General features: G+C 62.0%; 14 protein-coding genes and 3 pseudogenes. 7 read left to right on the forward strand and 10 right to left on the reverse strand.

Annotation, left to right across the window (positions count from 1 at the left end):
• Positions 1-81 precede the first annotated feature (81 nt).
• The 3 genes from ACF8SD_RS23280 (at position 82) to ACF8SD_RS23290 (ending at position 2705) form a co-directional block, all read left to right on the forward strand.
• Positions 82-663 carry a UPF0149 family protein gene (locus tag ACF8SD_RS23280; RefSeq protein ID WP_392484048.1) on the forward strand — a complete coding sequence of 194 codons (582 nt, stop codon included), beginning with the start codon at positions 82-84 and terminating at the stop codon, positions 661-663.
• Between the two features lie 7 nt (positions 664-670).
• The gene (locus tag ACF8SD_RS23285; protein WP_173887999.1) at positions 671-1036 is read left to right on the forward strand and encodes a YbaN family protein; all 366 of its coding nucleotides are present in this window, start codon (positions 671-673) and stop codon (positions 1034-1036) included.
• Between the two features lie 310 nt (positions 1037-1346).
• Positions 1347-2705: a TolC family outer membrane protein gene (locus ACF8SD_RS23290; RefSeq protein ID WP_009683671.1), complete on the forward strand. Its 1359-nt coding sequence runs from the start codon at positions 1347-1349 to the stop codon at positions 2703-2705.
• Positions 2706-3279: 574 nt separating this feature from the next.
• On the opposite strand, the gene ACF8SD_RS23295 is transcribed toward ACF8SD_RS23290, so the two are convergent.
• From ACF8SD_RS23295 to ACF8SD_RS23310, 4 genes and pseudogenes are all read right to left on the reverse strand, one after another.
• On the reverse strand, positions 3280-3879 hold the full coding sequence (locus tag ACF8SD_RS23295; RefSeq protein ID WP_173887998.1) for a tRNA-uridine aminocarboxypropyltransferase: 600 nt from the start codon (positions 3877-3879) through the stop codon (positions 3280-3282).
• Positions 3880-3972: 93 nt separating this feature from the next.
• Positions 3973-4950: pseudogene (locus ACF8SD_RS23300) on the reverse strand (methyl-accepting chemotaxis protein); the annotation flags it as partial.
• 279 nt (positions 4951-5229) lie between these two features.
• Positions 5230-5538 (reverse strand): annotated as a pseudogene (locus ACF8SD_RS23305) (PAS domain-containing protein); the annotation flags it as partial.
• Positions 5539-5676: 138 nt separating this feature from the next.
• Positions 5677-6570, reverse strand: a complete 894-nt coding sequence (locus tag ACF8SD_RS23310; protein ID WP_054881883.1) for a LysR family transcriptional regulator — start codon at positions 6568-6570, stop codon at positions 5677-5679.
• Positions 6571-6793: 223 nt separating this feature from the next.
• Here ACF8SD_RS23310 and speB point away from each other — a divergent pair, with 223 nt between their 5' ends.
• Complete coding sequence (gene speB, locus ACF8SD_RS23315; RefSeq protein WP_173887996.1) at positions 6794-7744, forward strand: agmatinase; 951 nt, start codon at positions 6794-6796, stop codon at positions 7742-7744.
• Positions 7745-7849: 105 nt separating this feature from the next.
• Complete coding sequence (locus tag ACF8SD_RS23320) at positions 7850-9229, forward strand: sodium:solute symporter (RefSeq protein ID WP_173887995.1); 1380 nt, start codon at positions 7850-7852, stop codon at positions 9227-9229.
• A gap of 128 nt (positions 9230-9357) precedes the next feature.
• Here the strand turns inward: ACF8SD_RS23320 and ACF8SD_RS23325 are convergent, their stop codons facing one another.
• The 5 genes and pseudogenes from ACF8SD_RS23325 to ACF8SD_RS23345 form a co-directional block, all read right to left on the reverse strand.
• Complete coding sequence (locus tag ACF8SD_RS23325) at positions 9358-9486, reverse strand: PA1414 family protein (RefSeq protein WP_300030582.1); 129 nt, start codon at positions 9484-9486, stop codon at positions 9358-9360.
• A 187-nt stretch (positions 9487-9673) separates the two neighbouring features.
• Positions 9674-10600 carry a DMT family transporter gene (locus ACF8SD_RS23330; protein WP_392484049.1) on the reverse strand — a complete coding sequence of 309 codons (927 nt, stop codon included), beginning with the start codon at positions 10598-10600 and terminating at the stop codon, positions 9674-9676.
• Positions 10601-10706: 106 nt separating this feature from the next.
• Positions 10707-11102, reverse strand: a complete 396-nt coding sequence (locus tag ACF8SD_RS23335; RefSeq protein ID WP_392484050.1) for a transcriptional regulator — start codon at positions 11100-11102, stop codon at positions 10707-10709.
• Positions 11103-11177: 75 nt separating this feature from the next.
• On the reverse strand, positions 11178-11441 hold the full coding sequence (locus ACF8SD_RS23340) for a BrnA antitoxin family protein (RefSeq protein WP_392484053.1): 264 nt from the start codon (positions 11439-11441) through the stop codon (positions 11178-11180).
• Positions 11442-11462: 21 nt separating this feature from the next.
• A pseudogene (locus ACF8SD_RS23345) lies at positions 11463-11561 on the reverse strand (BrnT family toxin); the annotation flags it as partial.
• Between the two features lie 215 nt (positions 11562-11776).
• Here ACF8SD_RS23345 and ACF8SD_RS23350 point away from each other — a divergent pair.
• The gene (locus tag ACF8SD_RS23350; protein ID WP_274411851.1) at positions 11777-12049 is read left to right on the forward strand and encodes a hypothetical protein; all 273 of its coding nucleotides are present in this window, start codon (positions 11777-11779) and stop codon (positions 12047-12049) included.
• A 119-nt stretch (positions 12050-12168) separates the two neighbouring features.
• Here the strand turns inward: ACF8SD_RS23350 and ACF8SD_RS23355 are convergent, their stop codons facing one another.
• Positions 12169-13530 (reverse strand): DEAD/DEAH box helicase, encoded by a 1362-nt coding sequence (locus ACF8SD_RS23355; protein ID WP_173887991.1) that lies wholly within the window; start codon positions 13528-13530, stop codon positions 12169-12171.
• Between the two features lie 103 nt (positions 13531-13633).
• Here ACF8SD_RS23355 and ACF8SD_RS23360 point away from each other — a divergent pair, with 103 nt between their 5' ends.
• Positions 13634-14935 (forward strand): mechanosensitive ion channel family protein, encoded by a 1302-nt coding sequence (locus tag ACF8SD_RS23360; protein WP_392484051.1) that lies wholly within the window; start codon positions 13634-13636, stop codon positions 14933-14935.
• Positions 14936-15263: the final 328 nt, after the last annotated feature.

Raw genomic sequence — 15263 nt, forward strand, 5'->3', positions numbered from 1 at the left:
CGGCGATAGACGTTCCTTTGCCCCGCTGCCGCCGCAAGGTGCTAGAATTCGTTATCGTTTATTCCCCAAGGTAGCCCTGTAATGTCCTTCGCCGAGCAACTGACCCGCCTGCAAGCCTTCCTCGACGCCGACGAGCTGCACGAAGAAGCGCTGGACTATGTCGCCGCCCACGGCTACCTCACCGCGCTGTCGATCAACGCCGTGCCCGAGCGCGAGTGGATCGACGCCCTGTTCGCCGAAGAGCCGCACTACAGCAGCGAAGCCCAGCGTACCGAAATCGAGGCGACCCTGGTGGCGCTCAAGGCCCACATTGCACGTCAGCTGGCCAGCGACGATGAATTCGAACTGCCCTGCGACCTCGACCTGACTGACGAGCCGGACGATTCCGACCTGCGCGGCTGGTGCATCGGTTTCATGGAAGGCGTGTTCCTGCGCGAAGAGGCCTGGTTCGAGAACGCAGAAGAGGAAGTCAGCGAAATGTTGCTGCCGATCATGGTGGGTTCGGGCCTGTTCGACGAGCAGCCGGAATTCGCCGACATCGCCAGCAACGCCAACCTGCAGGACGACATGATCGTGCAAATTCCCGAAGCGCTGACGGCCTTGTTCCTGCTGCTGCACGCACCTGACGAAAAGCCGGCGCTGCTCAAGCCACGCCACCACTAAGCCAGCTGTGCGCTACCTGCTGCTGGCCATCGGCTGGCTCAGCGTCGCACTGGGGGTGTTGGGGATATTCCTGCCGGTGTTGCCCACCACCCCGTTTCTTCTGTTGGCGGCCGCCTGCTTCGCTCGCAGCTCGCCACGCTTTCACCACTGGCTGGTCCACCACCCCAAACTGGGGCCGTGGATTCGCGACTACCTCAGTGGCGAAGGCATTCCCCTCAAAGGCAAGGTCTACGCCATTGGCCTGATGTGGGCCAGCATCGGGCTGTCCTGCTACCTGGTGCCTTTGTTCTGGGCCCGCGCGTTCATGTTGACCAGCGCCGTGCTGGTAACCCTGTATATCCTTAAGCAAAAAACCCTGCACAGGCCAAAGTGACAATAATTTGTCGCCAAATATCACTTTCGCCTAACCCGCTGAGTATTTAGCCAAATTCGTTCTGGAACCGCCTGAAGGCCTTGAGAATATGGGCTTTACCGATGTTTGACACCTCGCCAGAGCGCTGGAAAAACAAGCCCTATTAGACATTTCCGCTATTTAATGTCATTTTGATATGAATAAATCTTCTTATCTATCGCGATGAATGTACTTAGCTGTCAGGTTAAAAACCTGCAACACTATACGCGATAAATAATCGTCATTTTTTTGGCGAGAAGCAGGACCAAATTCAAGATCAGGGAGATGTACCATGCGCGTTTTGAACCCCATCACCACCGCATTACTGTTGGCCCTGGCGAGTGCCAACGTGCAGGCGATGTCGATCACCGAAGCCGTCCAAAGCGCCGTGGACTATCACCCACAGGTCAGCTCCAACCGTAACAGCAAGCTGTCGGCTGATGAGGACGTGAAATTCGCGCGTGGTGGCTACTTCCCTACCGTTGACCTGGTCGCCGGCTACGGCCGCCAGCGTTCGGACAACACCACGACCCGTGCCGCGGGTAACCACAACAAAGAAACCCTGAACTACACCCAGTCCGAGCTGCGCCTGCGGCAGATGATCTTCGACGGCTTCAACACCGCGAACGAAGTGGGCCGGACCGAAGCGGTTTCCACCTCGCGAGCCTACTACACCCAGGCGGTTGCGCAGGATGTCGCCCTGCGTGCGATCGAGGTGTACCTGGAGGTACTCAAGCGCCGTGAACTGGTGGCCCTGGCCAGGAACAACCTGCAGGCCCACCTGCGGGTCAATGACCAGATCGGCCTGCGTAACGAGCGTGGCGTTGGCAGCACGGCCGACCTTGACCAGTCCCGCGCCCGCCGCGCCCTGGCAGAAAACAACCTGGACACCGCCGAAGTAGACCTGGCCGATGCCGAGGCCAACTTCTTCAGCGTGATCGGGCGCATGCCAGACGAACTGGAAAGCCCGCCCACCATCAAGGCCGAGGTGCCTGCCACGCTTGAAGAGGCCCGTGACGGCATGCGCCAGAACAACCCCTACATCAAGTCGGCCCAGGCTGATGTGAATGCGGCCGAGCAGCAGTACGAGGTTGGCAAGTCGACCTTCTACCCACGCTTCGACGCCATTCTGGCCACCGGTGCCAACAACAACACCGGTGGCGAGAAGGGCCACAACAACAACGACTGGCAAGCCGGCGTGGAGATGAACTACAACCTGTTCCGCGGCGGCAGCGACAAGGCTCGCCTGCAATCCGACGCGCACAAAATCAACCAGGCCTTGGACATCCGCAACAACGCCCTGCGCGAGTTGACCGAAAACCTGAGCCTGGCGTGGAACGCCATGAACAACGCCAGCAAGCAGCTGCCGACCGCGCGGGAATACGCCGAAACAACCAAGCGCGTGCGCGCCGCCTACCAGGACCAGTTCGGCCTGGGCCAACGCACCCTGCTGGACGTGCTCGACAGTGAAAACGAACTGTACAACGCCGACCGTCGCTACACCGAAGTGCGCTACACCGAAGAGTACTCACGCTACCGGGTACTGGCGACCATGGGTGAATTGCTCAGCAAGCAGCGTATTTCGCTGCCGCCAGAGGCACTGGCCGCGACCGAAGTACGTACCGAGGCACGCTTGCCCGAGATGCGTTGATCAGGATTGCCGGGGCCGCTGTGCGGCCCATCGCGACGCCGCGGTAGCGGTATCGCTACACCGCGCCCGACGTAGGAGCGGGTTCACCCGCGAAGGGGTCGGGCCTGCTGGCCAATATCTTCTGGGCATTCACCGTTGCCGCCACCATCGTATTCGCGGCTAAAGCCGCTCCTACATGGGGCGGTGGTGGCCATAGATCTGCGATAGCGGTATCTCTACACCGCCCGACGTAGGAGCGGGTTCACCCGCGAAAGGGCCGGGCCTGCTGGCCAATATCTTCTGGGCTTTCACCGTTGCCACCACCACCGTATTCGCGGCTAAAGCCGCTCCTACATGGGGCGGTGGTGGGCATAGATCCGCGGTAGCGGTATCTCTACACCGCCCGACGTAGGAGCGGGTTCACCCGCGAAAGGGCCGGGCCTGCTGGCCAACATCTTCTGGGCTTTCACCGTCGCCGCCACCACCGTATTCGCGGCTAAAGCCGCTCCACAGAGATCGCCCATGCCAATGGCGGGTGCGATGGCCTGTAGGAGCGGCCTTGTGTCGCGATGGGCTGCGCAGCGGCCCCCTGCCCTCACTCGGTGCCATGATTACGCTGGAACGTCTCTTCGCCCATGGCCCTGATCTGCCCCTCTATCAAGGCCTCGAACGGTGCCAGCAGCGCATCGAAGCAGGCCGGTTGCTCCAGTGCATTCAGCGCCCCCACCACGGCCTCAATCGTCGACAACGCTCCCGCCTGCGGCGCCTTGCGCAGGCGATAGCGTGAAGCGGCCACCTGCCCCAAGGTCACCCTCGGCAACGCCTGCAGCAGCGGATTCAGGTACAGCAGCTTGCGCGCCTTGCGCCAGGTGCCGTCGGGCACGATCAGCAGCAAGGGTTGCTCATCCATTGGGCCGTAGGCTGCCAGGGGCTGCGCTTCAGCGCCTGGGAACAACAGCGCCGGGCGGTACCCCGGGCTTGCCAGCAGCGCTGGCAGATCGTCGAATACCTCCCCAACCCGCAGTTCGGCATTGCTCAGGCCTAGCGCAGCCAACCGTGCGGTATTCAGCGCGTGGGCGCTTTCACTGGGGTGCTGCAGCAAGATCACACGGGTTCGGCTGCTTAGCGCAGGGATCAGCGAGCAAAGGCAATGATCAAGCGGGCGCTGGCAGCGCTCGCAACGGGGTCTGGGCATGAGGGTCTCCTTGGCGGGGCATTTTGCCACAGAACCCAGGCCCGGCTGGCGGGCCTTGCCCTATGCCCTGGCCGCAATGCGGCCAAGGCAACCTCAACGGTTGAAGCGCTCCGCCAGGCTATGCAGGTACTCCGCCATGCGCTCGAGGTCCTGGCTGATTTCTGCCCCCTGGCGCGCTTGCCCGGCACTTTGATCGCACAGCTGGGCGATGCGCACGATTTGCTGGTTGATGTCTTCAGCCACGTGGCTTTGCTGCTCCGATGCCGTAGCCATCTGCTGGCTCATGCCGGTGATGCGGCTCACCGCCTGGGCTATGCCGCTCAACGCCGCCTGCACCGCCTCGACACTGTGCACGCTGTCACGCGAGATCTGCTCGCCACGGCTGGCGCTAGTCACTGCGCGTTCTGCCCCGGCCCGCAACGAGGCGATGATCTGGTGGATTTCCTGGGTGGAGGTGCGGGTACGCTGGGCCAACGAGCGTACCTCGTCAGCCACCACGGCAAACCCGCGGCCCTGCTCGCCGGCCCGCGCCGCTTCAATGGCGGCGTTGAGCGCCAGCAGGTTGGTTTGTTCGGCAATCGAGGTGATCACATCCACCACGCTGCCGATCGACTGGGTCTGTTCCGCCAGGGCATTCACCGCCTGGCCAATGTCATTGACTGCATCGCTCATGCTGCCCATGGCCTTCAGGCTCTGCAGCGCCAGCTCGCTGCCCTGCTGCGCCAGCTGGTCGGCATCGCCTGCGGCATGCGCCGTGCTCTGCACGTTATGCGTAACCTCCTGGATGGTTGCCGCCATCTGCGCAATGGCGGTGGCCGACTGGTCGGTCTCGCTGCGCTGGCGGTCGAGCATCTGCGCCTGCGCGCCCGACAGGTCGGAAGATTGCGCAGCGCGTGATTTTACCCCGACCCCGGCGTCTACCAGGCGCGTCAGCGCGGTTTGCAGCCGCGCTTCTTCACTGATGATGGCAAGGTCCAACTGGCCCTGCAGCCCGGGGTTGTCGCTGTAGGTCAGCGCCACCAGCGGGCTGGTGAACGCCTTGGGGTGCTCGGCCAGCGTGCGGCGGATGGCCTGGTTCTGGCGGTGCTCGACCAGGTACCAGGCTACCAGCAGTACAGCCATCAACACCCCTAGCGCGGCATAGGGTGGCAACCACAGGTAGCCCGCCGCCGACACCAGGCCGGCGCCGAGCAATGGCCAGCCCTGGCGCAGGCCATGACCCAGGCGCGCCGCCCACGATACCGGCCGGCGGCCGTCGCGCAGGCGTGCGTACAACGCCTCGGCACGGCGGATCTGCTCACGAGTGGGCACCGAACGCACCGACTCGTAGCCGCTGATCCGGCCCTGTTCGTAGACTGCCGTCACGTAGGCACTGACCCAGTAGTAATCGCCGTTTTTTGCCCGGTTCTTGACCACGCCCATCCACGGCTTGCCTTGCTTGATGGTGTCCCACATATGGCCGAACACCGCCGGCGGCATGTCTGGGTGACGCACCAGGTTGTGCGGCTGGCCCACCAGCTCGTCGTAGGTGAACCCGCTGATCGCCACGAAGGCGTCGTTGCAATACGTGATGCGGCTGTTCAAGTCGGTGGTGGAAATCAGCCGTTGTTCACTGGGGAATGTTCTTTCGTGTTCAGTGACTGGCAAATTCATGCGCATCGTTGGGCGATCCTGGCAGGATGAAAAGAAGGGAAATCATCAACGCAAGTTGATATGTAGCAGAGCGCTATAAGGTTAGCGGCACACGTGTGCAGGAATTTAGCGGCCTGCCGACAGAATGTATGAACATCCTGTTTATCAGCCCACGTTGAGCTGGCTTTTCAGCAGGTCGCGGAAGGTCTGGATCAGCGGTTCGCGGCTGCGCCCACGCCGGATGATCAACGAGAACGGTGCCTGGTAACCGAACGTCGCCGGCGACAACACGCGCAAGTCCCCTTTGTCGACCCAGGCCTGGGCGTAGTGCTCGGGCAAGTAACCGATATAGGCGCCCGAGAGAATCAGGATCAGCTGCGCCTCCATGCTCTCTACCGTGGCCGCGCTGTGCTTGAAACCATGCCGGGCCAGCTCGGCCTGGCTCCAGTAGCCGCGCCCGACCATGCGCTGCTGGGTCACCACCTGCTCGGGAATGCGCCGCTCGCTGTACAACGGGTGGCGGCTACTGCAGTACAGCCAGTGCTGCTCGCGGTACAGCGGCTGGTACAGCAGGCCACTCATGCGTGAAGAAAACGCGCCAATCGCCAGGTCCAGGCGGTTGTCCTGCACCCCCAGCTGCAGCTCGTAAGGGCTGGACACCGACAAGTGCAGGTGCACGGCCGGGTGCTCCTGGCTGTAGGCACCAATGGCTTCAGCCAGCGGCAGGGCGCGATCACCCACCGTGGAGTCGATCACCCCCAGGTTGAGGGTGCCACGCAGTTCGCCCTTAAGGGCCGCCGCGTATTGCTCGAACCCGTCCAGTTCGGCCAACAGGCGCAGGGTTTCCTGGTGGAACAGCTCACCCTTGCTGGTCAGGCTGAAACCGCCCCGGCCGCGGTGGCACAGCACGATACCCAGGGCACCCTCCAGCTGGCTCATGTAGGTGCTGATGGCCGAAGTGGACAGGTTCAGCTCACGCTGGGCGTTGGCGAAACCCTGGTGGCGCACCACGCTGATGAAGATACGCAGCAGTTTCAGGTCGGGCAAAGTCGAGGCCATGGGGCAAGGGTTCCACAGGGTGTTTGCGCGCAGTCTAACCGCTGCGCCGGGCTTTAGTTCAGAAATTCCTGAACTAAGTATTTGTCGGTAGCGATTCTTCCATGGCACTACCTTGCGCAGACTGGCCGAAATGTCCCTGCCCGCTGGCAAAAACCGAACTGGAAAGCGCGCAGCGGCACAGGTTCGAACAAACAGAACAATCGACCGACTGATGAGGCCCACCGTGGACAAGACTCTTCACCAACCACTGGGCGGCAACGAAATGCCGCGTTTCGGCGGCATCGCCACCATGCTCCGTCTCCCCCACCTGCAAAGCGCCGAAGGCCTGGACGCAGCCTTCATTGGTGTGCCGCTGGACATTGGCACCTCGCTGCGCTCCGGCACGCGCTTCGGCCCCCGGCAAATCCGCGCCGAATCGGTGATGATCCGCCCGTACAACATGGCCACCGGTGCCGCTCCGTTCGACTCGCTGTCGGTCGCCGACATAGGCGATGTGGCGATCAACACCTTCAACCTGCTGGACGCCGTGCGCATCATCGAAGAGGCCTACGACCAGATCGTCGAGCACAATGTCATTCCCCTGACCCTGGGCGGTGACCACACCATCACCTTGCCGATCCTGCGGGCGCTGCACAAGAAGCACGGCAAGATCGGCCTGGTGCACATCGACGCCCACGCCGACGTCAACGACCACATGTTCGGTGAGAAGATCGCCCACGGCACCACCTTCCGCCGGGCGGTGGAAGAAGGCCTGCTCGACTGCGAGCGCGTGGTGCAGATCGGCCTGCGCGCCCAAGGCTATACCGCAGACGACTTCAACTGGAGCCGCCGCCAGGGCTTTCGCGTGGTTCAGGCCGAAGAGTGCTGGCACAAGTCGCTGGAGCCCTTGATGGCCGAAGTGCGGGAAAAAGTCGGCGGCGGCCCGGTTTACCTGTCGTTCGACATCGACGGCATCGATCCGGCCTGGGCACCTGGCACCGGCACCCCGGAAATCGGCGGCTTGACCACCATCCAGGCAATGGAGATCATTCGCGGCTGCCACGGCCTGGACCTGATCGGTTGTGACCTTGTCGAAGTCTCCCCGCCTTATGACACCACCGGCAATACCTCGTTGCTCGGCGCCAACCTGCTGTTCGAAATGCTCTGCGTACTGCCGGGTGTAGTCCGCCGCTAATGTGGTCGGGCCACCGAGGCCCGCCAATACCACAAGACCACCGGGCGCCGTGCCAACGCCCGCGTGGCCGATCTCGCCATAATAAAGATAATCGGGAGACCCCCAATGGCCTTGGACATCATAGTTGTAATGCTTTACACCGCAGGCATGCTCGGGCTTGGCTGGTATGGCATGCGACGCGCGAAAACCCATGAAGACTACCTGGTCGCCGGGCGCAACCTGGGCCCGATGTTGTACATGGGCACCATGGCCACCACCGTGCTGGGTGGCGCCTCCACCGTGGGTACCGTGCGCCTGGGCTACGTTCACGGCATTTCCGGCTTCTGGCTGTGTGCCGCGCTGGGCCTGGGCATCATCGCCATCAACCTGTTCCTGGCCAAGCCGCTGCTACGCCTGCGCATCTTCACCGTGACCCAGGTGCTGGAACAGCGCTACAACCCGACCGCGCGCCAGGCCAGCGCGGTGATCATGCTGGCGTACGCGCTGATGATCGGCGTGACGTCCACCCTGGCCATGGCCACCGTGCTGCAAGTGCTGCTGGACCTGCCGTTCTGGGCCTCGCTGCTGCTGGGCGGGGGTGTGGTGGTGGTGTACTCGACCATTGGCGGCATGTGGTCGCTGACCCTAACCGATATCGTGCAGTTCGTGATCAAGACCGTGGGCCTGATGTTCATCCTGTTGCCCGTGTGCCTGTACAAGGCCGGCGGCTGGGACACCCTGGTGGCCAAGTTGCCGGCGCCCAGCTTCCAGCTGACCACCATCGGTTGGGATACCATCATCACCTACTTCCTGATCTACTTCTTCGGCATCCTGATTGGCCAGGATATCTGGCAGCGGGTCTTCACCGCCCGTGACGAAAAGGTCTGCCAGCGTGCCGGTACCACTGCCGGGGTGTATTGCGTGCTGTATGGCCTGGCCTGTGCCGTGATCGGCATGGCCGCCCATGTGCTGATGCCCGACCTGGCCAACCCGAACAATGCCTTTGCCGAAATGATCAAGACCACACTGCCTGATGGCATCCGCGGCCTGCTGATGGCAGCGGCGCTGGCGGCCATGATGTCGACCGCCAGCGCAGGCCTGCTGGCGGCCTCGACCACCATCACCGAAGACCTGTTGCCCAAGCTGCGTGGCGGCAAGCAGTCCAGCCTGGGTATCAGCCGCCTGTTCACTTTGCTGACCGGTTTGGTGGTGTTGGGTATCGCGTTGATGGTGAACGACGTGATCAGCGCCCTGACCCTGGCTTACAACCTGCTGGTGGGCGGCATGCTGATTCCGCTGATTGGCGCCATTTTCTGGAAACGCGCCACCACCGCTGGCGCCATCGCCAGCATGTCGCTGGGCTTTGCGACTGCCCTGTTGTTCATGTTCAAGGACGGGCTGGAGGCGAATACGCCGATCTACTACAGCCTCGCCATTGGCCTGGTGAGCTTTGTAGTGGTGAGCCTGCTGTCGCGTAAACCGCTGGCAGCGGTCAAGCTGGCCTGACCTTCGGCCTGTACTGCCCCTATCGCTGGCGAGCTCCATGGCCAGCGATGGGCCCAGAGCAGCCGAGCCAATTGCCCAGACACAAAAAGGCCGCAGCCCCCACCCAGGTGCTGCGGCCTTTGCTTGTATCAGCGACGACGCGGTTGGCGCTTGCGCTGCTCTTCATCAGTCGGGATCGGCACCGGCTGCAAGGGTGGTGGAATCAGCCCCAAGGCGACCGCCAGGTCGTGGAGCCAGTTGAACAGTGGTTTATTCATAATGCCCCCTTGACGGGTCAGCCTCACGGCGAATCAATCCTGCAATGTTTCATACAGATCATAGCCCGATGTCCTGTATTACGCATGCCTCTGCTCTTACAGATAGGGGCCATTCTGACCCGGATCAAGCCATAGCGGCGCATTCCGACGACTGGTTAATCGTTTCGCTTTGTTGCAAGTCGATCCACTACCCCACCCACTTGCGCAGTTGCTGCTTAACCCAAGGTTCGGCACTCACCAGAACCACCCCCAGCAGCACCATCAACGCACCGCCCACGAAATTCGCGGTCAGTGGCTCGTTCAGCAGCAAGACCCCAAAAGTTACGCCGAACAAAGGGGTGATGAAGGAAAACACCGCCAGGTTCGATGCCAGGTATTTGCGCAGTAGCCAGAACCAGGTCAGGTAGCTGACGAACGACACTACAACCCCCTGGAACAGCACGCTACCCATGGCCAAAGGCGTGAGCGACACCTCGCCGATCTGCCCGCTGAGCAGGGCAATCAGCAACAATCCGGCAAACCCCACCGCCAGTTGATAGAACAAGGTCAGGGTCGCCGGGGCTTCCGACAGGCGTGAGCAGCGCACCACCACCGTGGTGGCGCCCCAGGCCAGCCCGGCGATCACGCCAAACGCGTCGCCCAGCAAGGTGCGGGCATCCATGTGCTCGAACGACATGCCTCCGGCAAAGGCCATGGCAATGCCACCGAAGGCCAGCAGGATGCCAAGCCATTGCAACAGGCGCAGCCGCTCACTGGCCAGGCGCAGGTGCAACCCCAACGCGGTGAAGACTGGCGCCGTATAAAGAAACACCGACATGTGCGCCGCCGAGGTCAGCTTCAGGCCCTCGGCAATGAACAGGAACTCGATACCGAACAAAGCACCCGCGACCAACCCGGGGCGCCAGGTGCCACCGACCTGCTCCCAGCTGCCACGCCAACACAGCATCAGGCCGACCAACACTGCGGCGATACCGTTACGCAATGCCGCCTGCATCACCGGGGCGATATCCACGGCGGCGGTCTTGATCAGCACCTGCTGGCAGCCCCAGATCAGGCACAGGCCCAGCATGACCTGGAAGGCAAAGGCGTCTGGGTTCTTGCGGGCCGCAGTCATGGGCGGGCCTCTGAGGTGAACGTAGGCATGGGCAGCAACTCGGCAGCGTTCAGAAGCTACCGATTATCGGGTTTTCATGGCCACCCATGCCAGCCTCAAAACGACCTCAAGCGATCTGCGCTTTCGCGGACACCTGTTCAAAGGTGGTCTCGTCCAGCGCATCCTCCTGCTCATCCAGCACCTGGCGCGGGTGCTCGAAGCCAGGGATGCTGCTGTCGATCAGGCTCATCAAACGCGAGCCGCGCTCGGTCAGCACAAAGTTTTCGCCGTTGCCGCCGTCTTCTACGGGCCGGCTTTCGATATAGCCACGCTCGAACAGGAGCTTTTCATATTCACAGGCACGGGTTTTCAAGTGATCCAGGTCACCCACCGGCTCACCCTTGGCGGCCAGCGCGGCAGCGTGCTGCTCGGCGTAGGGGCGTGGCGTGACGCTGTGACCGGCGCCGTTCTGCACCTCGTGCAGCAAGCGTTCGATCAGGTCCCAGTCGTAGGTGTTGCTCATGGCTACGGGCTCCTGCTGTGGACGAAAGGGGTACAACAGTGGGACTCATCAGGTTGCCGTGCGTTCCGAGAAAGCTCAGCGCTGTCGTCGTTTCGCGTGCATGTACTGGCGCAGTAACTGGTTTATGCGAGTCTGGTAGCCGCTACCCTGCTCTTTGAACCAGGCGAGAACATCAGCGTCCAGCCGAATGGTCACCGCCTGTTTGGCGGGTACGTGCAGCTCGGCCTGGCGGAAAAACGCCTGGTCCAATTCCGGGATATCGGTTGTGTCGATGTCCTTGTCGTCCTGTCGGGCCAGTCGGGCCAGTCGGCCCCAGTCAGTTTTCGATGATTCGGTCATAATGCCTGGCCTCCCACTTGTCAGCATGGGGTGGTTGAACATTTCAGGAACGTCGGCGAAGTCGATGCCGTGCTTGCGGATATTGATCTGGTTCTTGGCTTCGTCCCATTCAAAGAACATAGGCCGACCTGTATTTACAGATGTACATACAACCCCCCCCTCTTTTCCTCTGAGACTAGAGCAGTGTAGCACGCTGTTCAACGCCGCACAGGCGGTTTAAGGTCATTTCAGAAGCGGACTACGCCATCATGGAAACGATCCACCGATCGCAAGCCATGAACTTCCAAGGACGCCAAGGTCTCCACCGCGCATAGCCACCGCTGGAGGTAGAAAGGATGAAACCGCTGCTACCCATTGTTTGCGCCACCGCCCTGACCTGCGCCCTGCCCACCTGGGCCTGCACACCGGAAGAAGCGACGCAGAAACGTGAAGAGCTGGCCGGGCTGGTTACCCAATTGACCGAACAGAACCCGCAAAAGGCCAAGGAAATCAATGAAGAGCTGCAGGGGATGGACCTGGGGACGGCGAGCAAGGACTTGCCCGACAAGTGTCAGCTGATTGACCAGCGGATCAAGGAGTTGAAGGTAGCGGAGCAGAAGGCTGAGTGATGGGGTGTTTCCAATGGCCCTATCGCTGGCAAGCCGGCGCCCAAAGGTTTCACACATGCTGAATACTGTGTGAGCCCTGTGGGAGCTGGCTTGCCAGGGTTAGGGCCATTGAGCGCTATTTATTCGGCAGCAGGCTTACGCTTCTTCAGCGGCGCCAGGCCATCGGCGCTGGCCAGTGGCGCGTTGGCCTTGGGCTTGGCGGTAGGCTTGCGCTTGGCGGGCGCCTTCTTGTCGCCGGATTTTTTCTCGATCTTTTTCTTCTTGCTCCCGGCCGCCTTGCCCGAGGCCTTGACCTTCTTCGGCCCGTTGTAGGTGCCCTTCACTTCCTTGATGACGCGGCGCTCGAACTGCTGCTTGAGGTAGCGCTCGATGCTGGACATCAAGTTCCAGTCATTGTGGGTGATCAGCGAGATTGCCAACCCTTCACCACCGGCACGCCCGGTACGGCCCACGCGGTGCACGTACTCGTCGCCGCTGCGCGGCATGTCGAAGTTGATCACCAGATCGAGACCGTCGATGTCCAGGCCACGGGCCGCAACGTCGGTGGCCACCAGCACCTTGGAGCTGCCCTGCTTGAAGCGTTCGATGGCCAGCTTGCGGTCCTTCTGGTCCTTCTCGCCGTGCAGTACGAAGGCCTTCACATCCTTGGCCACCAGGTGGCCGTAGATACGGTCGGCCAGGGCGCGGGTATTGGTGAAGATGATTGCCTTGTCGAAGGTTTCATTGGCCAGCAGCCACTGCACGATCTGCTCTTTGTGCTGATCGTGGTCGGCCATGATGATCTGCTGGCGAGTGCCTTCGGCCAGCTGCGAGACACTGTTGAGCATCAGGTGCTCCGGGTCTTTCAGCACCTTGCCGATGATGTCGCGCAGGGCCGCACCGCCAGTGGTGGCCGAGAACAGCAGGGTCTGCTCACGGTTCTCGCACTCCTTGCACAGGCGCTCCATGTCTTCGGCGAAGCCCATGTCGAGCATGCGGTCGGCTTCATCGAGGATCAGCACCTGCACGTGGGACAGGTCGAGGTTGCCGGCATTGAGTTGCTCAAGCAAACGGCCCGGGGTGCCGATCAGCACGTCCGGCACCTTGCGCAGCATGGCGGCCTGCTCCTTGAAGTCTTCACCGCCGGTGACCAGGCCCGCCTTGATGTAGGTGAACTGCGAGAACAGCTGCACCTGCTTCAGGGTTTGCTGAGCCAGTTCGCGGGTCGGCAGCAGGATCAGCGAACGGATCTCGACGCGCCCGCCTTTCAGGTCGACCAGGCGGTTGAGCAGCGGCAGCACGAAAGCTGCCGTCTTGCCGCTGCCGGTCTGCGCGGTCACGCGCAGGTCACGCCCTTGCAGGGCCAAGGGGATGGCCGCGGCCTGCACCGGGGTTGGCTCGACAAATTTAAGCTCGGCCACGGCTTTAAGCAGGCGTTCATGCAGGGCGAATTGGGAGAACACGGAGGTAACCTCAGGCAAGTGCGGGAAATTCAGTTGCATAGGGTAACGTTTTCTGCCGCCTTAGCCGAATTTCTTTTGGCAACTTTGTCGCCATCCGCGCTCTAATGGCACCTCGTTTCGCAACAAGACTGTATGCAAGCCCATGGATATCCAACAAATCTGGCGTGACTCCCTCGACCTGTGGGGCACCCTCGACCAACACCCCATGCTGCACGCGGCCATCGGCCTGGCGGTGCTACTGCTCATCTCCCTGGTCATCGGCCGCCTGGCACGCTTCCTGATGCTGCACGGCGCGCGCCTGCTGGCACGCCAGCCGGCACTCAAGTGGCTGGACGACCTGCGTCACAACAAGGTCTTCCACCGCCTGGCGCAGACCACCCCGTCACTGGTGGTGCAGTTTGGCCTGAAACTGGTACCGGAGCTGTCCGATACCGCCCAGCACTTCCTGAGTAACGTCGCCCTGGCGTTCACCCTGCTGTTCATGACCATGGCGCTGTCGTGCCTGCTGGATGCCCTGCTCGACATCTATGCGCGCACCGAGCACGCCCGCACCCGCTCGATCAAGGGTTATGTGCAGCTGGCCAAGATGATGCTGTGGATCTTCGCTTCGATCGTCATCGTCGCCACCCTGATCGACCGCTCGCCCCTGCTGCTGCTGTCGGGCCTGGGCGCCATGTCGGCGGTGCTGCTGTTGGTCTACAAGGACACCCTGCTGTCGTTCGTCGCCAGCGTGCAGTTGACCAGCAACGACATGCTGCATGTCGGTGACTGGATCGAAATGCCCCAGGTTGGCGCCGATGGCGACGTGGTGGACATTACCCTGCATACGGTGAAGGTGCAGAACTTCGACAAGACCATTGTCTCCGTGCCCACCTGGCGCCTGATGAGCGAGTCGTTCCGCAACTACCGCGGCATGCAGCAATCCGGCGGCCGGCGGATCAAGCGCAGCCTGTTCATCGACGCCGCAGGGGTACGCTTCCTCACCCGCGAGGAGGAACAGCGCCTGTCCCAGGTCAGCCTGCTGGGCGACTACCTGGCAGGCAAACGCCAGGAGCTGCAAAGCTGGAACGAAGCGCTGGGCCCGGTGGCCGAACTGTCGGCCAACCGGCGCAAGCTGACCAATATCGGCACCTTCCGCGCGTTTGCCCTGGCCTACCTGAAAAACCACCCCAATGTGCACCCGAACATGACCTGCATGGTGCGGCAGATGCAGACCACCGCCGAAGGCGTGCCGCTGGAAATCTACTGCTTTACCACCACCACGGTGTGGGCGGACTACGAGCGCATCCAGGGGGATATCTTCGATTACTTGCTGGCGGTATTGCCGGAATTCGGCTTGAGCCTGTATCAGCAGCCGAGTGGCAACGACATGCGCGTGGGGTTGAGCGGGCGTGTGATGCAAGAGCTTGTGCCGCGTCGGCTGGAAGAGATGAGCGAGGCTTGAGATTGCGGGGGCTGCTGTTCAAGAGAGCGGCTGGAGAATAAAGCCGATCCCCTGCAAGCCGGACTTCCCCAGGAAAAGTGAAGACCTCAAGCATTCGCGGTCCCTGTGGGAGCGGGCATGCCCGCGAAGAGGCCGGGCTTGCTGGCCAGTATCTTCCGGCATTCCCCGTTACAGCCACCACCGCATTCGCGGGTAAACCCGCTCCTACACTGGCGGTGATGGTCACATATCGGTGGCTCTACCCTGCCCGTTGTAGCAGCGGGTTCACCCGCGAAGAGGCCGGGCCTGCTGGCCAGTATCTTCCGGCATTCCCCGTTACAGCCACCAC

It is taken from the genome of Pseudomonas sp. CJQ_9, from assembly GCF_043106615.1.
GTDB lineage: Bacteria > Pseudomonadota > Gammaproteobacteria > Pseudomonadales > Pseudomonadaceae > Aquipseudomonas > Aquipseudomonas juntendi.

Excerpts from the sequence above, each read along its gene's own strand:
- ACF8SD_RS23355 (WP_173887991.1), bottom strand. The coding sequence starts at position 13,530 with ATGCAACTGAATTTCCCGCACTTGCCTGAGGTTACCTCCGTGTTCTCC.
- ACF8SD_RS23295 (WP_173887998.1), bottom strand. The coding sequence starts at position 3,879 with ATGCCCAGACCCCGTTGCGAGCGCTGCCAGCGCCCGCTTGATCATTGC.
- ACF8SD_RS23330 (WP_392484049.1), bottom strand. The coding sequence starts at position 10,600 with ATGACTGCGGCCCGCAAGAACCCAGACGCCTTTGCCTTCCAGGTCATG.
- ACF8SD_RS23320 (WP_173887995.1), top strand. The coding sequence starts at position 7,850 with ATGGCCTTGGACATCATAGTTGTAATGCTTTACACCGCAGGCATGCTC.
- ACF8SD_RS23335 (WP_392484050.1), bottom strand. The coding sequence starts at position 11,102 with ATGAGCAACACCTACGACTGGGACCTGATCGAACGCTTGCTGCACGAG.
- ACF8SD_RS23350 (WP_274411851.1), top strand. The coding sequence starts at position 11,777 with ATGAAACCGCTGCTACCCATTGTTTGCGCCACCGCCCTGACCTGCGCC.
- ACF8SD_RS23310 (WP_054881883.1), bottom strand. The coding sequence starts at position 6,570 with ATGGCCTCGACTTTGCCCGACCTGAAACTGCTGCGTATCTTCATCAGC.
- ACF8SD_RS23325 (WP_300030582.1), bottom strand. The coding sequence starts at position 9,486 with ATGAATAAACCACTGTTCAACTGGCTCCACGACCTGGCGGTCGCCTTG.
- ACF8SD_RS23280 (WP_392484048.1), top strand. The coding sequence starts at position 82 with ATGTCCTTCGCCGAGCAACTGACCCGCCTGCAAGCCTTCCTCGACGCC.
- ACF8SD_RS23340 (WP_392484053.1), bottom strand. The coding sequence starts at position 11,441 with ATGACCGAATCATCGAAAACTGACTGGGGCCGACTGGCCCGACTGGCC.
- ACF8SD_RS23360 (WP_392484051.1), top strand. The coding sequence starts at position 13,634 with ATGGATATCCAACAAATCTGGCGTGACTCCCTCGACCTGTGGGGCACC.
- ACF8SD_RS23290 (WP_009683671.1), top strand. The coding sequence starts at position 1,347 with ATGCGCGTTTTGAACCCCATCACCACCGCATTACTGTTGGCCCTGGCG.